At 44.8% G+C, this 21,148-nt stretch carries 21 protein-coding genes; 3 read left to right on the plus strand and 18 right to left on the minus strand.

The window, feature by feature from the left end:
• Positions 1-3: 3 nt before the first annotated feature.
• Positions 4-405 (minus strand): DoxX family protein, encoded by a 402-nt coding sequence (locus MHH56_RS27660; RefSeq protein ID WP_339204852.1) that lies wholly within the window; start codon positions 403-405, stop codon positions 4-6.
• A 141-nt stretch (positions 406-546) separates the two neighbouring features.
• Here MHH56_RS27660 and MHH56_RS27665 point away from each other — a divergent pair, with 141 nt between their 5' ends.
• The gene (locus MHH56_RS27665) at positions 547-1,098 is read left to right on the plus strand and encodes an XRE family transcriptional regulator (RefSeq protein WP_339204853.1); all 552 of its coding nucleotides are present in this window, start codon (positions 547-549) and stop codon (positions 1,096-1,098) included.
• A gap of 158 nt (positions 1,099-1,256) precedes the next feature.
• On the opposite strand, the gene MHH56_RS27670 is transcribed toward MHH56_RS27665, so the two are convergent.
• The 11 genes from MHH56_RS27670 to coxB form a co-directional block, all read right to left on the minus strand.
• Positions 1,257-2,606 (minus strand): ABC transporter permease, encoded by a 1,350-nt coding sequence (locus tag MHH56_RS27670; RefSeq protein WP_339204854.1) that lies wholly within the window; start codon positions 2,604-2,606, stop codon positions 1,257-1,259.
• On the minus strand, positions 2,566-3,468 hold the full coding sequence (locus MHH56_RS27675) for an ATP-binding cassette domain-containing protein (RefSeq protein WP_339204855.1): 903 nt from the start codon (positions 3,466-3,468) through the stop codon (positions 2,566-2,568). Before MHH56_RS27675 ends, MHH56_RS27670 begins: the two co-directional genes overlap by 41 nt.
• A 17-nt stretch (positions 3,469-3,485) precedes the next feature.
• Positions 3,486-4,412, minus strand: a complete 927-nt coding sequence (locus MHH56_RS27680; RefSeq protein WP_339204856.1) for an ABC transporter ATP-binding protein — start codon at positions 4,410-4,412, stop codon at positions 3,486-3,488.
• 3 nt (positions 4,413-4,415) lie between these two features.
• Positions 4,416-4,802 (minus strand): GntR family transcriptional regulator, encoded by a 387-nt coding sequence (locus tag MHH56_RS27685; protein ID WP_339204857.1) that lies wholly within the window; start codon positions 4,800-4,802, stop codon positions 4,416-4,418.
• 29 nt (positions 4,803-4,831) lie between these two features.
• Positions 4,832-5,557 (minus strand): hypothetical protein, encoded by a 726-nt coding sequence (locus tag MHH56_RS27690; RefSeq protein WP_339204858.1) that lies wholly within the window; start codon positions 5,555-5,557, stop codon positions 4,832-4,834.
• Positions 5,558-5,806: 249 nt separating this feature from the next.
• Complete coding sequence (locus MHH56_RS27695) at positions 5,807-6,268, minus strand: DUF420 domain-containing protein (protein ID WP_339204859.1); 462 nt, start codon at positions 6,266-6,268, stop codon at positions 5,807-5,809.
• A 35-nt stretch (positions 6,269-6,303) separates the two neighbouring features.
• Positions 6,304-7,200, minus strand: a complete 897-nt coding sequence (gene ctaG, locus MHH56_RS27700) for a cytochrome c oxidase assembly factor CtaG (RefSeq protein ID WP_339204860.1) — start codon at positions 7,198-7,200, stop codon at positions 6,304-6,306.
• Positions 7,201-7,291: 91 nt separating this feature from the next.
• Entirely contained in the window at positions 7,292-7,609 is a 318-nt protein-coding gene (locus tag MHH56_RS27705) for a cytochrome C oxidase subunit IV family protein (RefSeq protein ID WP_076267149.1), read from the minus strand.
• A gap of 3 nt (positions 7,610-7,612) precedes the next feature.
• On the minus strand, positions 7,613-8,230 hold the full coding sequence (locus MHH56_RS27710) for a cytochrome c oxidase subunit 3 (RefSeq protein WP_076267150.1): 618 nt from the start codon (positions 8,228-8,230) through the stop codon (positions 7,613-7,615).
• Positions 8,227-10,074: a cytochrome c oxidase subunit I gene (gene ctaD / locus MHH56_RS27715; protein WP_076267396.1), complete on the minus strand. Its 1,848-nt coding sequence runs from the start codon at positions 10,072-10,074 to the stop codon at positions 8,227-8,229. Before ctaD ends, MHH56_RS27710 begins: the two co-directional genes overlap by 4 nt.
• 74 nt (positions 10,075-10,148) lie before the next feature.
• On the minus strand, positions 10,149-11,201 hold the full coding sequence (gene coxB, locus MHH56_RS27720; RefSeq protein WP_076267151.1) for a cytochrome c oxidase subunit II: 1,053 nt from the start codon (positions 11,199-11,201) through the stop codon (positions 10,149-10,151).
• A 368-nt stretch (positions 11,202-11,569) separates the two neighbouring features.
• Between coxB and MHH56_RS27725 the strand changes: the two genes are divergently transcribed.
• Positions 11,570-12,298: a YhcN/YlaJ family sporulation lipoprotein gene (locus MHH56_RS27725; RefSeq protein WP_339204861.1), complete on the plus strand. Its 729-nt coding sequence runs from the start codon at positions 11,570-11,572 to the stop codon at positions 12,296-12,298.
• Positions 12,299-12,379: 81 nt separating this feature from the next.
• Here the strand turns inward: MHH56_RS27725 and MHH56_RS27730 are convergent, their stop codons facing one another.
• Entirely contained in the window at positions 12,380-13,354 is a 975-nt protein-coding gene (locus tag MHH56_RS27730; protein ID WP_339204862.1) for an aldo/keto reductase family protein, read from the minus strand.
• Between the two features lie 154 nt (positions 13,355-13,508).
• Between MHH56_RS27730 and MHH56_RS27735 the strand changes: the two genes are divergently transcribed.
• Positions 13,509-13,841: a helix-turn-helix domain-containing protein gene (locus tag MHH56_RS27735; RefSeq protein ID WP_076267153.1), complete on the plus strand. Its 333-nt coding sequence runs from the start codon at positions 13,509-13,511 to the stop codon at positions 13,839-13,841.
• 1 nt (position 13,842) lies between these two features.
• On the opposite strand, the gene MHH56_RS27740 is transcribed toward MHH56_RS27735, so the two are convergent.
• From MHH56_RS27740 to MHH56_RS27760, 5 genes are all read right to left on the minus strand, one after another.
• Complete coding sequence (locus MHH56_RS27740; RefSeq protein WP_339204863.1) at positions 13,843-14,715, minus strand: DUF421 domain-containing protein; 873 nt, start codon at positions 14,713-14,715, stop codon at positions 13,843-13,845.
• A gap of 444 nt (positions 14,716-15,159) precedes the next feature.
• A complete protein-coding gene (locus MHH56_RS27745) occupies positions 15,160-15,897 on the minus strand; it encodes a GTP cyclohydrolase II (protein WP_339204864.1) in 738 nt (245 codons plus the stop codon).
• Positions 15,898-15,997: 100 nt separating this feature from the next.
• A complete protein-coding gene (locus tag MHH56_RS27750; protein ID WP_339209745.1) occupies positions 15,998-17,761 on the minus strand; it encodes a sugar-binding domain-containing protein in 1,764 nt (587 codons plus the stop codon).
• 38 nt (positions 17,762-17,799) lie between these two features.
• Positions 17,800-20,274, minus strand: a complete 2,475-nt coding sequence (locus MHH56_RS27755) for a family 43 glycosylhydrolase (RefSeq protein WP_339204865.1) — start codon at positions 20,272-20,274, stop codon at positions 17,800-17,802.
• Between the two features lie 3 nt (positions 20,275-20,277).
• Positions 20,278-21,114, minus strand: coding sequence for a carbohydrate ABC transporter permease (locus MHH56_RS27760; protein ID WP_339204866.1), 837 nt, complete (start codon positions 21,112-21,114; stop codon positions 20,278-20,280).
• Positions 21,115-21,148 lie beyond the last annotated feature (34 nt).

Genomic DNA, 21,148 nt, shown 5'->3' on the forward strand with positions numbered 1-21,148 from the left:
AAGTTATTCACTGCGCTTGCTCATAATAAAACGGTCAACAGAGAACGGTGATCGATCGGCAACAACCAGATACAACGAGACCAAGATGAATCCAAGATCCAGCTCATAACCAGCCATTTGACCGTTACCAAGAAGTCCAGCCGATAACTTCGCGGTTATAATTGCACCGATGAGTATGATGACAAACAATCCTGCTACATAACGAGTAAACAACCCCAAGATCAACAATATACCGCCGATAAGTTCAATCGCTGCAACAACATAAGCTAAAACTCCCGGAATGCCTATGGAACTGAACCAAGCTTCTACATTGCTTATTCCCTGAAACTTATCCACTCCGTGAAATATAAATATGATGCCCAACACCACTCGCATGATAATGGAAACAAAAGCTGTTTTATTCATTCTTTTTACCTCCAAAATATTAGTAATAGAAATATATTTTCTATAGGTGTAATTTAAAACGATTTACATTGACTTGTCAACACAAATATTGATAATATAAAATTAAATTTAGTATTACAAATATTCTAGAGGTGTGATTAGATGGATATTGGCTCCACTATACGAGCGATCCGGAAGCGAAAGAATATCACAATCGCTCAAATATGCGAAACAACCGGACTGTCTCAAGGATTTATGAGTCAGGTTGAAACGAATAAGACCTCACCGTCCATCTCAACATTAGAAAGTATAGCTCAAGCACTTAAAGTGCCACTTGCCTACTTGCTTCTAAAGAAAGAAGAGCGAATGAGAATTGTTCGGAAAGACGAACGGACAATCACAACAAGCGGTTCAGAAAATCTAAAAGTCGAACACTTGAGTTCCACAAAAAACGTACGGATGATGATTATAGAGTTTCCTCCTGGTTCTGCGACTGGCAATACTCCTCATGCACATGAAGGCGAGGAGGTCCATATAGTCATTAAAGGGAGAATTTACGCGGAGCAAGGGGAAGATAAGGCTGAATTTGGAGAAGGTGATTCCTTTAGTTGGAATGCTTGTACACCACATTTAGTAAGAAATATAGGTGAAGATAAGGCAATCGTGTTGATCTCCATCTATAAAGAGAATGAAAATGAAAATGAGATTGGATAGGACCTCATCTAACTAAGCAAAAAACCCACAATCGAGCCAGATAGGCCGAATGTGGGTTTTTTCAATAACTTTTGAATACCGTAATGAGGTAAATTCAAAGCAGATGGAATTTCCAACGATTTTAGGCAGCCGCAATCAGATGGAACCAAGAACTACTCCTAAATCTTATACGCCTTCATAGCCTTGCGGATTTCTTTCAAGCTAGGGCGCTTGCCGTACATGAGTACGCCGGTGCGGTAGATCTTAGCTGAGATGTAGACCGCCGCGTAGATCGAGACGAGCAGGATGCCGAAGGAGAGAAGCGTCTGCCACATCGGCACGTCCGTCAGCCCAAGGCGGAGCAGCATGACGAATGGCGAGAAGACCGGAATGTACGACGTCACCTTCACGAGCATGCTGTCTGGCGCGCTTATGCTGAAGATTGCGATGTAGAAGCCCGCCAGAGAGACGAATGTCAGCGGCATGACCGCTTGGCCCAGGTCTTCCGTCCGGCTTACGATCGAACCGACCGCCGCGTACAGCGTCGCGAACAGGAAGAAGCCCGTCAGGAAGAACAGCAGCGCGTAGATGAGCAGAATCGGATCGACGAGCGACAAGTCGATGTCGAGATTGCCTAATGCCCCTTTGTTATGCGGCATGGATATGTTCGTCAAAATGACGGCTAAGTAGAATGTGACCTGCACAATGACGACGACGAACATGCCGAATATTTTGCCGAACATTTGCTTCAGCGGCGATACGCTCGTAATGAGGATTTCCATGACACGCGAGCTTTTCTCCGCCGTAATCTCCGACGCGATCATGTTGCCGGAGGTCATGATTGCCATGAACAGGAAGATAATCATGACATAGATGACGCCCATGTTGACGCCTTGCTCCGCCGGTGTTCTGCCCGTGTTGCCACTGCCCGAACCTTCGCCGGTATAAATCTGAACGGTGCCGATCTTGATCGGAGCCGATAGCTGCGCCATTTGCTCTGCGGAAAGGCCCGCATCCTGAAGCACGTTCGTTTGGCGAATTTGTAAAAGCGCTCCCTGCAGTGATTCCGTCATGCCGAATTCCATCAGCTTCTCGGACTTGTAAGTCATTTCCGGGAAACCGCTGTCCGTCATATCGCCGAACTCAAGGTAGCCTTTGATTTCCCCTTCATCGATTGCTTTTTTCAACTGCTTCTCGTTTGCCGAGGCATCGCCTTTGTCCTCAAAAGGAACCATCACGATGTTCGAATTTTCTTGTTTCTCGTAGTATGCCTTCAAGCTGTCGCCTGTTGTCGTGCCGCTCGCCGCTTGTTCGCTCTGCGACTGGATATAGCCGATATTTGTTACTTTGTCGCCTTTATCAAACTGTGCAATGATATAAGGAAGATTAATGCCGATGCTGATAATTAACGCGATAATCAACGTAGTAATGACGAAAGCTTTGCCTTTGACCTTATTCCGGATCGTAAACCCTACTACCGTCCAGAAACTATTCATGACGATCACCCACCATTCGGATAAAGATTTCATTTAGCGTCGGTTCCTTGATTTCGAAATGATTCACGTTCGCCTGCTCCATCGCCAAACGAAGAATGTCTGCGCCCGCCGCTTCGTAGGAGATGGCAATATCGTAGCCGCGCTCCGTGCGCGTGACTCCGGTTACGCCGGCCAGCCGATCGAGTCCACTAATTTCTTTGTCAGCGCCAAGGATGACACGTTCTCTCGGGAATTGTTTTTTAATTTCCTTCAAACTGCCCTTCAAGACCGTGTTCGATCGATGCAAAATCGTAATGTTGCGGCACAGCTCCTCGACATGCTCCATCCGGTGCGTCGAGAATAGGATGCTCGAGCCGGAGTCGCGCAGCTCCTTCACCGTCGACTTCAATAATTCGACGTTGACGGGGTCAAGTCCGCTGAACGCTTCGTCCATGACGACGATCCGTGGTTTGTGGTTGACAGCTGCAATGAACTGAATCTTCTGCTGGTTCCCCTTCGACAGCTCTTCGACCTTCTTGTTGTAATATTCCGGCACCTCGAACCTCTCCAGCCACTGCTTCAGGTTGCGGTCGGCATCCGCTTTCGACATTCCTCTGAGCTGCGACAGATAGATGATCTGATCGCTGACCTTCACCTTCGGATAGAGCCCGCGCTCCTCCGGCAAATACCCGAGCAGGCTAAGCTGCTCATTGCTGTAAGGCTTTCCGTTGTAGAGAATCCGCCCTTCGTCCGGATAGATCAAGCCGAGCACCATCCGCATCGTCGTTGTTTTGCCGGCGCCGTTGGCACCGAGCAGGCCGTAAATCTCGCCCTCGCTTACCTCCAAGCTAATTTCGTTAACTGCTGTTTTATCCCCGTATTGCTTAACTACCTTTTCTACTATTAATGGATTCATTTCATTACTCCCCTCTATTAGTTCATTCTTGTATTTAATCTATCTTGTGTAAGCAAGGCATTCATAATCTCATCCAGCTCTAGTGCCTGCCTGCTTACAATCTGATAGCCTTCCTCAGTACACCATGCTTCAGCTTCTGCAGCCTGATTTGTCGCAATTCGATAGGTCGTTCCGCCTGCATGCTCTACAACAGTTTGACCTGGGATTAACGCTGCTTTCTTCGGAGTCAGATCCGCTCCACTTACAAATAACGTAAACCAACTGCTGAATAGCTCATCCTTCTCGTACATGCCAAGCACTCTGCCTTGAGCCATAAAGATGATAAAATCAGCAAGTCGTTTCACCTCTTCGATGATATGGGAGGTCATAAGAATGGTACGGTCTCCTCGATCCATGTACCGATGAAGCACCTCAATCATTGTTTTCCATGCAAGCGGATCAAGCCCCGAGGAAGGCTCGTCGAGCAGGAGCAGCTCCGGATTATGTGTTAGGGCTAGTGCAAATTCAAATTTGCGACGCATCCCCTTCGACATTTTGCCAAGCAGCTGATTATCATCGACCTCAAGAATGCGAAGCAGCTCCCGATAACGATTCACATCCCATTTGTCATACCAGAAGCGATGAAACTCAGCTTTCTCCGTCCCCTTCATGTTGTCCTCATGCGAGGAGGATTGATCATGCAAGTAACCAATTCGTTTTTTAACCTCTGTGCTGAGCCCATTCTCCACTTGCTCTCCAAGCAGCTGAATGGTGCCCTCATCCGCTTTATCCAAATCAAGCATTAAGCGAAAGGTGGAGCTCTTACCGCATCCGTTCGGCCCAACAATGGCAGTAATGTAACCCTGTGGAATACTCATATGAACCGGCCCTAGTTTGAAGCTCGCACGATTTTGCACAACGCCGTCTAATTGTATCGCCATCGTCTCATTCATCATATGTCCCATCCTTTAATCAAAATGCTTGCTCATCGCTTCTTTAAACATCGTCTGCAGCTCTTCCTCTGTGCACTGAACCCGCTTGCCGGCCACTACTGCCAGCTCTAGCGCTTCAATAACAGCAGCAAGACGATGCCGGTCACGTTCCTGATCACCAACCTGTGCCACATAGGTGCCGGTTCCTTGCCTTGTTCGAAGCAGCCCTTCCGCTTCCAAATCGTTATATACTCTTTTTACTGTAATCACGCTGCACTTAACGGTTTGGGCAAGCTCGCGTATCGATGGCAGCAGCATCCCTTCCGAAAGTTGACCGCTGACGATTAAGGCTCGCAATTGTACTTCGATCTGATGATAAAGCGGCTCTGCACTTTGTTCATTAATTTGGATCGGCAGCCGCATGAGGTTCACCTTCTTCCATTCTCAAATATCTATGCTCTGTAGGTTCTTTTCTCCAGCCGATTTTCAATTCGTTTAACGCCGAGGAACGCAGCAGCAACACCAATAGTTACGGTTATGATTGGCAGCCACCAACTGCCGTTCTCGATTGCATGCAGCGAACTTGAAACAATATTTCCAATATCCAAAAAGGCTAGACTGATTGAAAAGATAAGCAGAAAAGCGAGATAAGTGATGTTGAAGAAAAAATATGTTTTTCCTGAATGCCCCAATTCCCAGTATACATAACCAATCCCCATTGTCAGTGAATAGCCAAACCAGCTTGCTCCATATAACACGAAGCTTAAGGCTGAAATATCAACGCCCATATTCCTTGCAATGATAAATTGCAATAGGAAGAAAACAAGTTGAGCAGCAAACAATACGATACCCAGCTGAATGATTCTCCCTAGTGCAATTTGTTTCGATGAAATCGGCAGCGTTCTCCATTGTGCGATCTTCCGCGTATAGGAATTCTCTTTCCAGGAACGCATCATTGTCTTATTAGCAATGAACCCTAGAACAGGCAGAATCGAAAGGTAAATGAAATCGAGTGACCAGTTTCCGAATGGGCCATTTTCCCCTATGAAGCCATCCCGCATTAAAGGAACGGTAAATAACAATAGATATCCGATAAAAAATAATGTAAAAAGACTTTTCCATCGATCTTTAGCCAGCTCATGCTTCGCTAAATACCATGCACCCTTCCATAACCCCACAGCATTTGCTCCCTTCAATCGCTTAGCGAATATACTGTATATATCCTTATACACAGTATATTCAGTGTATACACAGTTGTCAAGTACTCCCATAAAAAGATTTTCGGAGGAGAATTCCCTTCTACGGTAAATACTCCTGCACAATGGCAATCCCCCTATTTGCAAGCCAATCACTTCTGCATAAACATAAAAAAGCCATGTTCTCAAAAGAGTAGTCTCTTTCGAAAACATGGCTAATACATTGTCGTTCTATCCGAAAATAGCATCAATAACGGGTTTCGTATGGCCGCCTGGATACATAAGATACAGCAATACGTACACCGCTGTGCCTGTAATAGCTGTAATAAACCAAACCACTGAAGTTACTTTACCCCATTTGCGATGCTTGGCAAATTTCTTCTTATAACCAAGCGTTAGTGTTGTAATTCCGAATGCGCCGCCAACTGTAGCAAGCACGATATGAAACAATAAGAAGACAAAATAGTAAGGCTTTAAGCTGTCTGGGCCGCCCCAGATTGTATTTCCTACGAATATCGAACGCGATACATATACGATAAAGAAGATCGTTGCTGATACTGCTGCATAAAACATAACCTTCTGATGCTCCGCCAGCCTGCGCTTAATCGCGAGCCTCCAGCCTACGGCTACCAGCACCGCACTAAGCACGATGAAGAAAGTACTGATTGTCGGTACAATATTATATTTGTCCACTTTTACCCCACCTAATGTTCGTTAAATAATTGGTATTAAGCTGTTCCTGTATTCGTATTCGGCAATTCATCATCCTTATGCTCACGCTTGAACCATTGCTTGAATATATACGCCAATATAATGCCGTACATAATTTCCTGCACGAACTTCATGACGATTCCGCCAAGCTGCTGGTCTTCAACAACGTCCATAATATTAAAAAATTGCGGACCGCTAAAGCTCTCCAGCAAACGGCTCGGATCACCCGATACACAGTACCCCATCGCTGTAACCCAAACATTAGGATCGCTATAAATCGCATACATAGACGTTTTGGCAAAAATAATTAAAGCACAAGCTGGTGTCAGAAGCATGCCGTTCGCAAACACATAAGCCATTCTCTTCACATCGCTAAGTCTGCTCCACTCCGGAACAGGTGAGGCAATCTGCCACCACATCATAAACGACGTTACAAGCAAAATAAAATAATAAAGACGATGCACAGAGAAGTGCGTCATCACATAGTCATGGACAATTGGGACATGATAAACCGAGAACAAAATATTAAACAACAAAAGACAAATAATAGGATGCATCATGAAGCTCAGTTTTTTCCAAAACGGAGCGGAGAATATTTTTCGCCATAAGAAGCTTGGTACTCCAAGCAATACTAGCGGCGGTACAACTAAATAAGATACTGACATATTGACCATATGAAATGTAAACATAAGGTGACCTAATAGATTTAAAGGTCCTCCGTGAACCATATAAAACATAATAGCAGCCGAAACAAACATAAACTTCTGAAGCTTTGTCGCTGCATCAGCCTCAGGAGCATTCTTCTCACGCCATGGTCCAATTAAGTAGTAATATAGAATGACGATTGCGGCCATTCCGAATAGAAACATGGGGGTCCACAATTCCTCGAAGCGAAAATATTGTAAGCCAAGCATCGTGGAAACTCCTTTCAATTACGCTAGCTTTTTTACAAAAGAGGAGGGACCCAAGCCTAGGGACCCTCCTCTCCTCCAATAGTTAAATCGGTTACCACCAAGCCCAGTATTCAGCCATAATGACACATGTGAAGACGATGAATACACCAGTCAAAATCCCAATAATTGCGAAAGTATGACCACGGTCTTTCATGTGCATCCAGAATGCCATTTGTACGAACACTTGCAATACCGCTAAGCCGATCAAAATGATGTAGATAAAATCTTTGTTGATTTCTCCGCTTATTACAGTCGCGAATGCGATGAACGTAAGCAAGATCGAGAAAATAAACGCGATAATATGCTTCTTAGGTCCTTCGACCTTATGACGCTTGGGGCTTTCCTCAGTGGCTGTATGATTGCTTGCCATGGATTAAACCACCTTTCCCATCAAGTAAACGACGGTGAAAATGAATACCCATACAACATCGATAAAGTGCCAGTACATACCAGCTACATATACCTTAGGTGCTGTTACTACAGTCAATCCTTTTCTTGCTAATTGAATAATAATCAATGTGATCCATGTAATACCGAAAGCAACGTGTGCTCCGTGGAAGCCTACCAGCGTATAGAACGAGGAGCTGAATGCGCTCGTTGTAAAGCCGTGGCCTTCATGTACATAGTGCCAGAACTCGTAAATTTCAAGAGCAAGGAAACCTGCGCCAAGAATGACCGTAATAATCAGCCAGTTAATTAACGCCTTCACTCTGTTTGTATGCAGCGCATGAACAGCGAACACGCTTGTTAAGCTTGACGTAAGCAAGAGTGCTGTCGCAAGCGCAACGAGTGGAAGCTGGAACAATTCATGTGCTGGCGGTCCATCAAGGACTTGATTCCGTAGTGCTAGGAACGCTGAGAACAACGTTCCGAACAATACAGTTTCTCCGCCAAGGAAAAGCCAAAAGCCTAATACTTTATTGCGTCCCTCGAGGGTCGCCTTTTCGGGCTCATGAGGCAATTGCCCCTCTACATGCGAATGCGCACTCATGCTTTACCCCCCATATCTCTAAGGATTTCTTCTTCTTCAATGTGGAAGCCGTGATCATCGATTACGGAACGAAGGAACATGCAACCGAACAAGATCAGCAAACCAACAATACCGAGAGCATAACCTGATTTGAATGATCCAAACAAGTTGCCCCAATCTTTAGCGTACATGAAACCTAAACCTGCGATAAACAATCCAAATCCCATGAAGAAAGGCAGGATCGAAGGAGAAGGCATATGAATTGGACCAATTGGCTCCGCAGGCGTCATGCCCTTGTGACCGTCCGTTTTTTCTTTCCAGTATGCATCATAGCCGCGTACAAGCGGTGTTTGAGCAAAGTTGTATTCAGGAGGTGGAGATGGAATGGTCCACTCTAGAGTACGACCGTCTTCCCATGGATCAGCTGGTGCATTTTGTGGTTTGAAAGCTGTGATAACAACGTTCAGCAAGAAGAAAATTGTACCAAAGCCCATCAAGAATGCGCCTACTGTACTGATCATGTTCATTTCGTTGAAACCAAGACCGTCGAGATATGTCCAAATACGACGAGGCATACCTAGCAAGCCAAGGAAATGTTGAATAAAGAATGTTAAGTGGAAGCCAATAAAGAATGTCCAGAACGTCAATTTACCAAGTGTTTCATTCAGCATACGTCCGAACATTTTTGGCCACCAGTAGTGAAGGCCTGAGAAAATACCCAGTACCAAACCACCTACGATAACATAGTGGAAATGCGCTACGACAAAATAAGAATCATGATATTGGAAGTCAGCAGGTGCTGCTGCCAGCATGACGCCGGTAACGCCGCCCATTACGAAGGTTGGTATAAATCCGACAGCGAACAAGTTAGCTGTCGTGAATTTAATGGAACCGCCCCACATCGTAAATAGCCAGTTGAAAATTTTGATACCTGTTGGAACCGCGATAAGCATCGTTGCAATGGAGAACAGCGCATTCGCAACTGGTCCAAGACCAACCGTGAACATGTGATGCGCCCAAACCATGAAGCCCAAGAAGCCGATCAGGATTGTAGCGAATACCATCGAGCTGTAACCGAACAAACGCTTGCGTGAGAATGTACTTATTACCTCGGAAATAACGCCGAAGGCCGGCAAGATGAGGATATAAACCTCAGGATGCCCGAATATCCAGAAAATATGCTCCCATAGGACCGCGTTACCGCCGCCAGAAGGATCAAAGAAATTTGCATCAAACAATCTGTCGAACATGAGTGCCGCTAAACCAACTGCCAAAGCAGGGAATGCGAACAGGATTAGCGCCGAAGTAATGAACGCAGCCCATGTGAACATCGGCATACGCATGAACGTCATGCCTGGTGCACGCATGTTGATAATCGTTACGAGGAAGTTAATACCCCCGATAAGTGTTCCGATACCAGCTATTTGCAAACCTAGTACATAATAGTCAACGCCGTGATCGCCGTTATAAGTCGTCCCCGCGAGCGGTGCATATGATGTCCAGCCTGCATCTGGAGCGCCGCCAGTAAACCAGCTCACGTTAAGCAAAATACCGCCGAACAAGAATGTCCAGAAGCCTAATGAGTTAACGAAAGGGAAAGCTACGTCGCGCGCGCCGATTTGAAGCGGTATAACCGCATTCATTAAGGCGAATAAAAGCGGCATCGCTGCAAGGAAGATCATCGTCGTTCCGTGCATGGTTAAAAGCTCATTATATGTATCCGCGCTAACAAAGTTATTTAGCGGCTTCCACAATTGAACTCGAATCAAAATCGCTTCCAAACCACCGACAAGGAAGAAAAAACCGCCGGCAATCATATACAATATTCCGATTTTTTTATGGTCAACCGTAGTCAGCCAGTCCATCAGACCGCTGTAACGTTTGACCTTATGCGTATGCGCATGAGCCAAAGTAGGTACCTCCTTCAATCACCGATAAATTATTGTTCGTAGTTAAGCTTCAATTCAGATAAGTATTTAGCAATACCTTCAATCTCTTGTTCAGTCAAATCTTCGATTTTACCCATTTGGTTGCCCGGTTTAACTTCGTCCGGGTTTTTGATCCAACGGTGCAAGTTGTCGTATACTGAACCTTCATTGGAATATTGCGGATCATCGGTGTTAACAAGTATACCCCCGACAGTCTCACGGCTTCCGATACCTGTCAAGTTAGGATAAGCAGGTCCGCCCAAATCACCCACTGCGTGGCAAGATAGACATTTGCTTTCAAATGCTTTAGCAATTGCCGGATCGCTTGGAAGCGCTACAGGTTCTTTAAGTGCAGCTACCCAACGATCAAATGACGACTCGTCCACTGATTTAACTTTAAAGTCCATCAAACCATGTGAAGGTCCGCAAAGCTCAGCACATTTACCCAGGTAAACGCCTTCTTTTGGTGCAGAGAAGTACATTTTATTTACGTTAGCACCAGGGTTGGTATCGATTTTCCCAGCAAGCGATGGAATCCAGAATGAGTGAAGCACATCTGCGGATTTCGCTGTGATGGAGATCGTCTTACCTTTTGGAATAATAAGCTCTTGTGCTGTCTTGATTCCGTAAGCTGGGTATTCAAACTCCCACCAGTATTGGTGTGAAGTAACGATGACCTGAACCGCTTCCGGATCTTTGCTGTAGTCTTTAGCAAGATTAAATACGGATTGAACGGTTGGAACACCCAAAATGATAAGCATGATGATTGGAATTACTGTCCAAATAATCTCAAGCTTATGATTTCCTTCCACCTGCTTAGGAATTGTTTTGTCTCCCGGACGTCTGCGGAAACGAATAATTACAAACAAAGAAATCGCAAATACGGCAACAATCACGATCAACATGATTCCAATTGCCAGCTTCATCAGCCCGAATTGTTCTTCCGCTACAGGTCCCTGAGGATTCAGCGTCGACAAATCGCTCCGCCCGCAAGCCGCTAGTACTAGCACCATCATGGCCATAAGCGGCGCAAGCCGTTTTACAAATCGCCACCGTTTCATCATTAATCAACCCCACTTTTGACGTTTTCGCAGCTGCCTAATTTTCACGTGGCATACGGCTGGCTGCGTGTTTCACAGATGTTATTACAACTCCTGCAACTTAAATCACTTTATTAAATATAAAGTTGAAGCCCCTATTTGTCAATGTTCCACAGAGAGTTCACAAATTGTTCTCAAAGCTGTCAAATTCGCATCATTACTGCGTTTTTTCGCATGATAAACTGTCTTGTTTAGCCCGTCTGCATGGCATTCTCTCTATCCTACATTGTGCACCAAACCCATGGTCAATTATGTATGCTTGCAAAAACGTATATTTATGGAGCCGCGGCAAAAACTAAAGCCATTATCGTATGAATGGGGGTCCGTTCTTTATGGTTAAACGAATTGCCGCATTGCTGCTGTCGGCAGTCATGATAACAACTTCAGCCGGCTGTGCCTACAAACAGTATGCTCAGCAAAGCGACACCGATTATGGAAGCCGTCAAGCTAACGATCCGAAGATGCTCGGCGGCAGAGCTTATGGGCCGACTACGAACAATGCTGACCAGCATAATAATTCATTTTTTGAATACAGCTCCGTCATCTCACGCAAAGTAACTGATCTAAACGGCGTGGCTTCCGCAATCGTTATGCTCACAGACAAAAATGCTTATGTCGGTTTAATGCTTGATTGGACCGCAGTTGGCACTCGCAATTCCGGCGGTAAAAGCGAGCAAGACAATACAGGCACTAGTGATGGCGTATATAACCATGATACGGGCAGTCCGTATGGCAACAGTAAGATCCTTGTGTCACCGTACAACTCCTATTTCTCAGTAAATGATGTTAATGATTTGTCGGATGAACTTAAGCAGACTGTCGCTCTTAGAGTTCGCGAGCTGGCTCCAGCTGTACAAGAAGTTCATATTTCAGCCAATATGGAGTTCGTAAATTACTTCAACGATTTTGCCAAGGAAGCTTGGGGAGGTCGATCCTTAATGCCACATATCGATAAATTCAATACCGTAGTGAAATATCATTTTGCCGGCGGAAAGGATATGCCTTCTCCAATTACACAACCAGGCACCTACAGCCCATCCGAGACTCAAATGAATCATTAAAAAAAAATCGCTTCTATTATATATATAGCAAAAAGGCACTTCTCACGGAGAGCCTTTTTGTTATTTCTATCATTTTGCTTTTTAACGCATCGGAGCAAAGCCGCTGATTTCTGCCAAGATTGCTTCAGTTTGTGATAGCAGCTCATCTGACAGTTCAATGTCTACTGACTTTATGTTTTCTTCGATTTGAGCCGGTCGGCTCGAACCGATAATAGCTGAGCTCACATTCGGCTGGCGAAGCACCCATGCTAATGCAAATTGTGACAATGATGCTCCAATCGTTGCAGCCAGCTGCTCCAGTTTCTCTGCAACCTGCAGTACATCTTCTCGCAAATAACTGTTAATGATGCCATTTGTCTTATCATTTGCAGCACGACTGCCTGCCGGCACGGCTTGGCCTGGCTTGTACTTACCTGTTAAAATCCCTTGTGCAAGCGGTGAGAAAACAACCTGCCCCATGCCTTCTTGCTCACAAACTTCGATAACGCCCCGTTCAATATACCGCTCAAACATATTGTAAATCGGTTGATTCGAAATAAGCTTCCGGAGGTTAAGACGTTTCCCTATCGCTGCAGCATCCGTAATTTGCGCAGCTGTCCACTCGCTGACCCCTGCATAAAGCACCTTCCCTTGTGCCGTCAAATCATCGAGTGCCCGCAAAGTCTCCTCAACCGGCGTTTCCGAATCAAAGCGGTGGCATTGATAAAGATCTATATAATCAGTACCCAAACGCTTCAAGCTCGCATCACATTGCTCGACGATATGTTTTCTAGAAAGTCCGCGATCATTTGGTCCTGAACCCATTGGGAAAAACAGCTTGGTTGCGAGAACATAACTGCTGCGTGTATACCCTTTTAAGGCATCTCCCATAACTTTTTCGGCTTCCCCATTATTGTAAGCGTTAGCAGTATCAAAAAAATTAATGCCAGCGTCATAAGCTTTATGTATACATTCCTTAGCGGTTTCCGCTTCTGTTGCCGTGCCGTAAGTGAGCCAGCTTCCAAGTCCAATTTCACTTACTTTTAAACCGCTGTTGCCAAGTCTTCTATACTTCATCCCAAAACACCCCTCTTAATCGATTTACTCCGCTCTTCATCTGTAGTCTATAGTACAACGTTCTATTATTAAAGTAGTGAATGTTTTTTCACTTTATTATCTTATATATACATACTATACTATTGGTAGCAGATAGAAGAGAGGGGAATTGTCGATGAGTGCACATAATTACATTCCGAAGGAACCGCTCCATATCGAATGTAATATTGAGAAGACATTAGATGTGATCGGCGGCAAATGGGCTTTTTTAGTGCTGAGAGAACTGTTTTGCGGCACCAAAAGATTCGGAGAAATACAGAGGCTAATTCCGGCGGTTAGTCCTCGTGCATTAACAAGCACGCTCCGTCATCTCGAGGATAAGGGCGTGCTTGAACGCAAGGTTTTTCCAACCGTGCCCGTTACCGTCGAATACACACTGACACCTAAGGGCGAGGACTTGCATCATATTTTAAAAGAAATGAAGCTTTGGTCGGCTAGATGGACATAGGCTAATGTTTCAACAGCTGATCAGGCAGAGACTTTGTGCTTGCTTGAAAGCGATCAATTGCAGTCTGATAAACGCGTCGATCGCTTTCATTACGAGACAATCGTTCAAGTCGAATCAACTCCGCCTCAAACTGCTCAATCAACATAATAACACGATCCTTGGGTTTGGATTGTTGACTATTTTGCGGCTGCTTGCTTTCTTCGCCGGTATCGATAAGCAGCTCGCCATTGCTGTCAATTTGGGCAAAAAACACTTCTGATTCCTTCACATTTCGCTTTTCCAGCTCATGCAGCAACCATTGCCGGTCATGTCCTAAATTCGTAAGCACCTCATCCTGAATATCCCCATCCATCAAAACGGTCATTGCCTCTCGCTCATTCGGCACCTGCCAGCCAAGCGTATCCGGCGTTAAAGGCTGATAGGCTTTCTTCAACAGGACATTGACTTCACCGCTTGATTCCATAACAGCAAACTCCACGTCGGCTACACGGTATACATCCTTTTTGCGCAATTGCTCGAGCATCTCATCCAAGGTCAACCGTTCCTTGTGCAAGCTTTCTTTGAGCAGCTGGCCATCTTTAATTAGCACAGTACCTTTTCCGTCAATAAAGTCACGAGCCTTCTTGCTTTTTATGGTCAAAAATTCCATTCCGACCGACACACTAACCCAAACCGCTAATGATACCAGTCCCAAAAACCATAAATTGTCGAGATCAAGCGAGATATATGCGGCTATATTACCGATGGATATACCTGTTATGTACTCGAACAGCGACAGCTGGGAAATTTGGCGTTTTCCCAAAACCTTCGTAAGCGCAAATAAAATAGTGATGGCCGCTAACGTTCGCAATACAATTTCAATCCAACTTGGCATTTTACTTCCCCCTTCCATTTCTAGAGTATCCAGAAAGGAAAAAGTCATTCGCTGTATTTGTTGTTGCATTTAAATATAATATGTAGTATGATAATGGGAATGTATAATATTTAACCCCATAACATCCCCAGTAAGATTCAATGTTTTCCTCAGATTTTGATTTCTTTGCTGTTAATTCCAAACCTGTTACGTGATGTATTTCTGATTCACACTGGCGCGGTCATCGGAGCCGCGAGGACGGAAGAGAGGTAGGGCTTTCGTTGTTTTAGGATGCGAGTTTAAGACAACTTGGTACACATGCTGTTTGCTGTTAACAAGGGGACCCAGTACGGCCTTTCTTATAAGAAGAAGAGGTCCGGTTAAATATATGATACAAACAAGGGCTGTCCGGCTAGCGCATTTATGTGCTATTGGGGCAGCCCTATCCAATTTTCCAACCTTTAGTTATTCATTAGGACAACCGCTTGCTGCAAAATGACCCGAACGATTTACTTTTGTCGCGAGGTACCTCTCATTATGCTCCGATCGATCTCCCCACAGCGGAATACGATTTTTCACATCAAGCCCCGCCGCCTGCAATGCATCCAGCTTCTTCGGATTATTCGTAATGAGTGACACTGGTTTCTCACGAAGTGCTTTCAATACGAGTATCGCATCACTATAACTGCGAGCGTCATCAACAAAGCCAAGCTCCTCATTTGCCTCTACGGTGTCATAACCCTTCTCTTGCAGTAAATAAGCCATCGCTTTGCTGAACAAACCGATTCCTCTTCCTTCATGATTGGCCAAATAAAATAATGCGCCTGTACCCTTTTCCACAATCATATGCATTGATTCATGCAGCTGATAACCGCAATCACAACGTTTGCTGCCAAAAATATCGCCCGTATGACAAATGCTGTGCATTCGAATCCACGCCTCATCTGCCTGTTCGAAATCGCCATACACCAGCACGCTTGATTGCTGCATTTCTGCTAAATTAATCGACGAAAGCTTCTTGATGATTTGCTCCGCATCGTCAAGCTGCTCTTTGCAGAGCAGCCAACAATACCATTGAAAAATTGCCTCGCCTTCATCAAGCTTCACCGGAAGTTGAATGGGACCGACTAAATAAATAGTGCCATGATCGCTTTCAATCACTTTTACCTTCTGATCAACTATAGATACTGCTTCTTTAAACATATCGCAATGCTCCTGACCTGTTCATAGTCTTTGTTTCGACTATTATGTTCGGTAAGTACATTAGCTATGCTAAGTGCAGTTCGCAGAATTGGAAAGCCGCTTATAGAACCGGGACCATTCCTTTGTTTAACTCTCGATAGGTTTCAATAGGAAGCTTTGGTTCACGCTCGAAGGACAGCAATCCATTTTTCTCCTGCTCAACATCCGTTAACTGCGTATAACAATAACCTTGCAGTCCGCCAGCCGCTATAATTGGACGCATCACGGCAACTAAACGGTTCAAGAAATCCTGATCGTCTCTAGCCGAAGAATACCCCCAACCTACTTCATTATCCTTAATATACGAAATACCGCCGAACTCCGATAGCTGCACCGGCTCGCCATTATAAGTGAACCCAGGCACAAGTATTTTTCTGCCTTGAGGATCACATTTGACGGACATTTCTGGCGTTGCATATCTACTTGCCAGTATCTCTTCTTGGCTCTCATAATCATGAACCGTGTAAATATCAGATTTCACATGCTCCCAACCATCGTTTGAGATAACAGGTCTTGTATCGTCGAGAGATTTGGTCAAATAATAAAGAGTAGAGGCATGGTGCTGCTGCCTTTTGTCTATTAATATATTTGGCGTTCCCCAGCTTTCATTAAGCGGAACCCACACGACGATACAAGGATGATTGTAATCACGGTGAACAGCCTCCTGCCATTCATTCATGATACGCGTCACGTATTGTTCGGAGTATTGATACGCATTGGCCATCTCGCCCCAAACGAGCAGTCCAAGCTTATCGCACCAATACAAATAACGCGGGTCTTCAATTTTTTGATGTTTTCTCGCCCCATTGAATCCCATTTGCTTGGTCAGCTCGACATCCGTACGGAGCATTTCATCGCTTGGAGCTGTTAGCACACCACCTGGAAAATAACCTTGATCCAAAATTAGCTTCATATAATAAGGACGATTGTTTAAGCAAATAACGCCATCCTCAATCGATATCTTTCTCATGCCGAAATAGCTTTTGACATGATCCAATTCTCGTTCTCCATCAAGCAGCATAAATTCAACGTCATACAAGTTTGGCTTCTCCGGCGACCACCAGCGCCCAAGCCCATGATCATTAAAATCATGAAGCTTGATAGAGACCTCCTCTTCCTGCTCCATAACACGAATAACATCCTCAGCGATTAATTCACCTTCAAACGATATTTTAATGCTGAGTCGCAAGCCATTATATAATTCCGTTCCCTTAATAAAGCTGCGAATATGAATTTTATTATGATCGATATCCGGCGTCAATCTCACTCGGCTCACATGCGCTTGATTAACAGCCTCCATCCAAACCGTTTGCCAAATCCCAGTCGTTCGCGTATAGAAAACTTGCTCTGACTGCTCCTTCCAATACTGCTTCCCTCTAGGCAGCGTGACGTCTTTACTATAATCTTGTGCACGCACGACTATGCTATTGGGGCCTATTGCATTCAACACTGCAGTAATATCCGCATGAAATGGGGTGTGGCCGCCCTCATGACTTGCTACTAAATGTCCATTTACCCATACCTTTGCTTCATAATCAACAGCACCGAAATGGAGAATGATTCGTTTCCCTGCATACTCCGTTGGAACCTCAATACTTTTACGATACCATACGATATCGTGAAACGATTTTTCATTAATGCCGCTTAACTCGCTTTGGTAACAAAACGGCACCTGAATCTTGCGATCAAACTGTTTTCTCTCGAACCATTTATTATCACAACCTGCATTTGAGTCGTCATACTCAAATTCCCATTCCCCGTTCAGGTTTAACCAGGATGATCGCTCAAATTGCGGTCTTGGATATTCATTTCGTATTGCATCCATCATGTTCCCACTCCAGTCCTATTGCTTATGCTTATATATTATTTTTTTAGCGGATTTATCATTAAATGGTTGAACAACATTGTTGAACGTTCTGACCGAATGCCCACCTTGCCATGCAAAAATGGATAAGGGTCCGTATAATTAATAACTGGAGTTGAGCCATCCCCCAGAAATACTTTTATGTTCCCGTCTTTTGCAACAACTCTGAACGAATAGGCTTTACCGGTTTCCAGTTCTGCGCTTTCACTAGCTACTAAATTGGAATCATAGTTCATCCGATTCAAAGTCAGCTGCGAAGAAGAAATACCGATGTAATAGCCCATGACTGCATCCCTAACCTGAGCCGGATGGTAGGATTCATTGGAAGCTCGAACAAAAACGCCTCCGATATCCGTTTCTGCATTCAACTGCACATCAAACGCCAGCTCATAATTGTCCCAATTGTCACTGCCCGCAAACAACATGTCATCATCTATGCCGCTGCCGCTATAATCATCCTCCGATTGTCTAAACAGCCCCATTCCCGTTTGAGAGGATAATGAATGGAACGGCTGCTCCTTATCCAGCAGGTCTGTAGCGAACAGCTCAAATGAATGCATTTCCACTGGTCCAGCTTTCAGCTCTATCTTAAGCTCATGAAAACCTGCCGCAATTTCGATTGTTCCAATTCGAAGCTTCGCTGTGCCTTCTACAAAGGCTGGGTCATCGGTTTTGATCTTCGTCTTCACGGCTTCGCCGCCGTTAATTGACCACTCCAAGACAACATCCTTCTCCGGCTTTTTAAGCGTTAGGCCGATCCCGTATTTCGCATGATCCTTCACATTCAGCTTGTATTTCAACCAGTCACCGCCTTGCAGCAGGCTCACGGAATAACTGCCGTCATCCAGCTTGCGAATCGGTACACCGTCTGCTTTCCTAAAATCACTGGTCTCGGATGGCTTCTGCTCCAAATGAAAGCCGCGATCAGCTTCCTTCAAATAATGAACCGACTCAATTGCCCCAGGCACAGGCTTATAGGACTCAAAATCACTGCTGCCGCCTGCTTCATTCGTAAAGGCTGTATATTCATAAATTGGCTGCAACTGATTGGCGATATAGCCAATTTTCCCGCTGCTCGGCTTAGCTGTATGCTCCTCTATCTTTTTCATTCCGTCGAAGAAGACAAGAACAGTGTCATCACGCTGCTCGACACGAATCGTATGCAGCTTCAAGTAATCAAATTCATTAGGAAGCAGTGCTTGTGCACGCTGTTTCTCTGATCCATTTTGAACCGTTACATACCCAATCTCATGTTTTCCTGGCCACAACTTGATTGCTGAATAATTAGCTTCATCTGTATAAGAGAATACAGTTGCAATCGTACCGCTATCCACTGCACTGTTCGAAAGATTCAATCTGAAGTTGTATTCCGCAATAAACGCATCTTCCGTCGAAAGTTTACTCAGTACCTTTTGTTCAGCCGCGGATGATGATTCATCCCATTGTTCTGAAGAAATGCCGTCTGTGAGCCAGCTATATAATGTAGGCATTGCTGGCGCAGGCTGCATATGATCATGAGATGGACCAAAAACAACCAGCTTATCACCGTTATAGGCAAGTCGATCAATGTTCAATTCACGTACTGGCGGGCCTTCAGAAGAATGTCCAACCAGATTATGATAAGTCAAATAATAAGAGTCCATATTCGGCCCAAGCACTGTTGCACTATGGCCAAGCCCTTTAAATTCATCCTTTACGCTGATGACGATCGGATTGTTTGCAGGAATCGTATAATCACCGAAAGGCCCGTCCTTGGATACTGCGTAGTTCACCCGATAACCGTTACTAAATACGTGATTGCCCGTATACGTCATATAGTAAAGGCCATTTCTCTTCCAGATCATTGAACCTTCTGTCCAATGTCCAAGAAATGCATTAGTCGTTACGCCAACATCAATCGTTAATGGATCTGGCATTTCATGCGCAACGATGCCTTGCGTGCCTGCATTCGTAAAATACCATTTCCCGTCATCGTCAATAAAAACAGAGCCATCGATAGAATTTCCGAGATTTTCGGTTTTGACGACGAAAGGGCCCGTTGGGCTGTCGCTTTGCAGCACATAATGCCCTTGGCCTGCCGGGGATGTATATAAATAAAAGCTGCCATTCCAGTAAAAGACCTCAGGTGCATAAGCCCCAGTCGTAATGGGGTCTTCAGTGACTAGTCCTTCATATTTCCAATCCACTAAATTTTCGGAGCTCCAAGCTTTAATGCCCGGACGAAAGTCCTTTGTACTGCAATACAAATAAAACCTACCGTTGTAACGCATGATGAAAGGATCTCCGATCCCGTAATCCTCCCACTCTTGCTCCAGCTTCAACGAATTTGTATACAATTTAGCATCCTCCTTCAACAGTACGACTGCTTTTTCTTCTGGTGTGGACTTGCAGCCACTTAACATGACTACCATGCATACAACGAGGAAGGCGACAAGCTTCGTCGCCCTCATTTGTGTAAGGTTAAAATATCTCATGCGCTAACCTTTTAAGCCGCTAATCGCCATAGACTCGATAAAGTAGCGTTGGCAGAAAAAGAATACAAGAATGACTGGAACCATCGATATAATCGATGCCGCCAAGATTACCGGATAGTTAGAAGATCCCATATATTGTGATTGCATAGAAGCAATGAGAACTTGAATGGTTTGTTTCTGCGGGGAGCTTAAATAAATAAGCGGTCCCATAAAATCATTCCAAATGCCCATGAAGCTAAGCGCTGCTTGAGCTGCAATCGCAGGTTTTGCAACCGGCAGTGCAATGGTCCAGAAGGTACGGAAGAAACCGCTGCCGTCCAGCTTCGCTGCTTCCACCAGCTCATTCGGCAAACCTCCCGCCAAGTATTGGCGCAGGAAGAAAATAACGACGATATTGCCAAATAACCCGGGTACGATAAGCGGCAAAAGCGTATCCGTCCAATTAATTGACGAGAAGCCAATAAACTGAGGGATCATAACGACGGAAAAAGGAATCATCATCGTGCCAAGCAAGGATAGAAAAATAGCATCTTTAAACGGAAATTCAATCTTAGCGAATGCATATGCCGCCATTGTTGAAACGAAGATTCCAATGACAAGTACAAAGACGACAATAATCATGCTATTCATAAAACCGCTTAGCAACGGAGAATCATTCCAAGCCGTTACATAGTTTTTGAATGTAGCCGGGTCTGGAATCCATTTAGGCGGAATTTCAAAAACGTTGCGTTGATCTTTTAATGAAGTGGATATTGTCCAAACGAACGGCGCCAGCATAATAATAGAGCCGATACATAGAATTAATGCCACCCAAAGGTTTGTTATTCGTTTCTGTTGCATTTGAAATCAAACTCCCCTCGCAAACTGTAACGGT

This window comes from Paenibacillus sp. FSL K6-3182, from assembly GCF_037976325.1.
Lineage (GTDB): Bacteria > Bacillota > Bacilli > Paenibacillales > Paenibacillaceae > Pristimantibacillus.

Excerpts from the sequence above, each read along its gene's own strand:
- MHH56_RS27660 (WP_339204852.1), bottom strand. The coding sequence starts at position 405 with ATGAATAAAACAGCTTTTGTTTCCATTATCATGCGAGTGGTGTTGGGC.
- MHH56_RS27665 (WP_339204853.1), top strand. The coding sequence starts at position 547 with ATGGATATTGGCTCCACTATACGAGCGATCCGGAAGCGAAAGAATATC.
- MHH56_RS27670 (WP_339204854.1), bottom strand. The coding sequence starts at position 2,606 with ATGAAATCTTTATCCGAATGGTGGGTGATCGTCATGAATAGTTTCTGG.
- MHH56_RS27675 (WP_339204855.1), bottom strand. The coding sequence starts at position 3,468 with ATGAATCCATTAATAGTAGAAAAGGTAGTTAAGCAATACGGGGATAAA.
- MHH56_RS27680 (WP_339204856.1), bottom strand. The coding sequence starts at position 4,412 with ATGGGACATATGATGAATGAGACGATGGCGATACAATTAGACGGCGTT.
- MHH56_RS27685 (WP_339204857.1), bottom strand. The coding sequence starts at position 4,802 with ATGCGGCTGCCGATCCAAATTAATGAACAAAGTGCAGAGCCGCTTTAT.
- ctaG (WP_339204860.1), bottom strand. The coding sequence starts at position 7,200 with ATGCTTGGCTTACAATATTTTCGCTTCGAGGAATTGTGGACCCCCATG.
- MHH56_RS27705 (WP_076267149.1), bottom strand. The coding sequence starts at position 7,609 with ATGGCAAGCAATCATACAGCCACTGAGGAAAGCCCCAAGCGTCATAAG.
- MHH56_RS27710 (WP_076267150.1), bottom strand. The coding sequence starts at position 8,230 with ATGAGTGCGCATTCGCATGTAGAGGGGCAATTGCCTCATGAGCCCGAA.
- ctaD (WP_076267396.1), bottom strand. The coding sequence starts at position 10,074 with ATGGACTGGCTGACTACGGTTGACCATAAAAAAATCGGAATATTGTAT.
- coxB (WP_076267151.1), bottom strand. The coding sequence starts at position 11,201 with ATGATGAAACGGTGGCGATTTGTAAAACGGCTTGCGCCGCTTATGGCC.
- MHH56_RS27725 (WP_339204861.1), top strand. The coding sequence starts at position 11,570 with ATGGTTAAACGAATTGCCGCATTGCTGCTGTCGGCAGTCATGATAACA.
- MHH56_RS27730 (WP_339204862.1), bottom strand. The coding sequence starts at position 13,354 with ATGAAGTATAGAAGACTTGGCAACAGCGGTTTAAAAGTAAGTGAAATT.
- MHH56_RS27735 (WP_076267153.1), top strand. The coding sequence starts at position 13,509 with ATGAGTGCACATAATTACATTCCGAAGGAACCGCTCCATATCGAATGT.
- MHH56_RS27740 (WP_339204863.1), bottom strand. The coding sequence starts at position 14,715 with ATGCCAAGTTGGATTGAAATTGTATTGCGAACGTTAGCGGCCATCACT.
- MHH56_RS27745 (WP_339204864.1), bottom strand. The coding sequence starts at position 15,897 with ATGTTTAAAGAAGCAGTATCTATAGTTGATCAGAAGGTAAAAGTGATT.
- MHH56_RS27750 (WP_339209745.1), bottom strand. The coding sequence starts at position 17,761 with ATGGATGCAATACGAAATGAATATCCAAGACCGCAATTTGAGCGATCA.
- MHH56_RS27755 (WP_339204865.1), bottom strand. The coding sequence starts at position 20,274 with ATGAGATATTTTAACCTTACACAAATGAGGGCGACGAAGCTTGTCGCC.
- MHH56_RS27760 (WP_339204866.1), bottom strand. The coding sequence starts at position 21,114 with ATGCAACAGAAACGAATAACAAACCTTTGGGTGGCATTAATTCTATGT.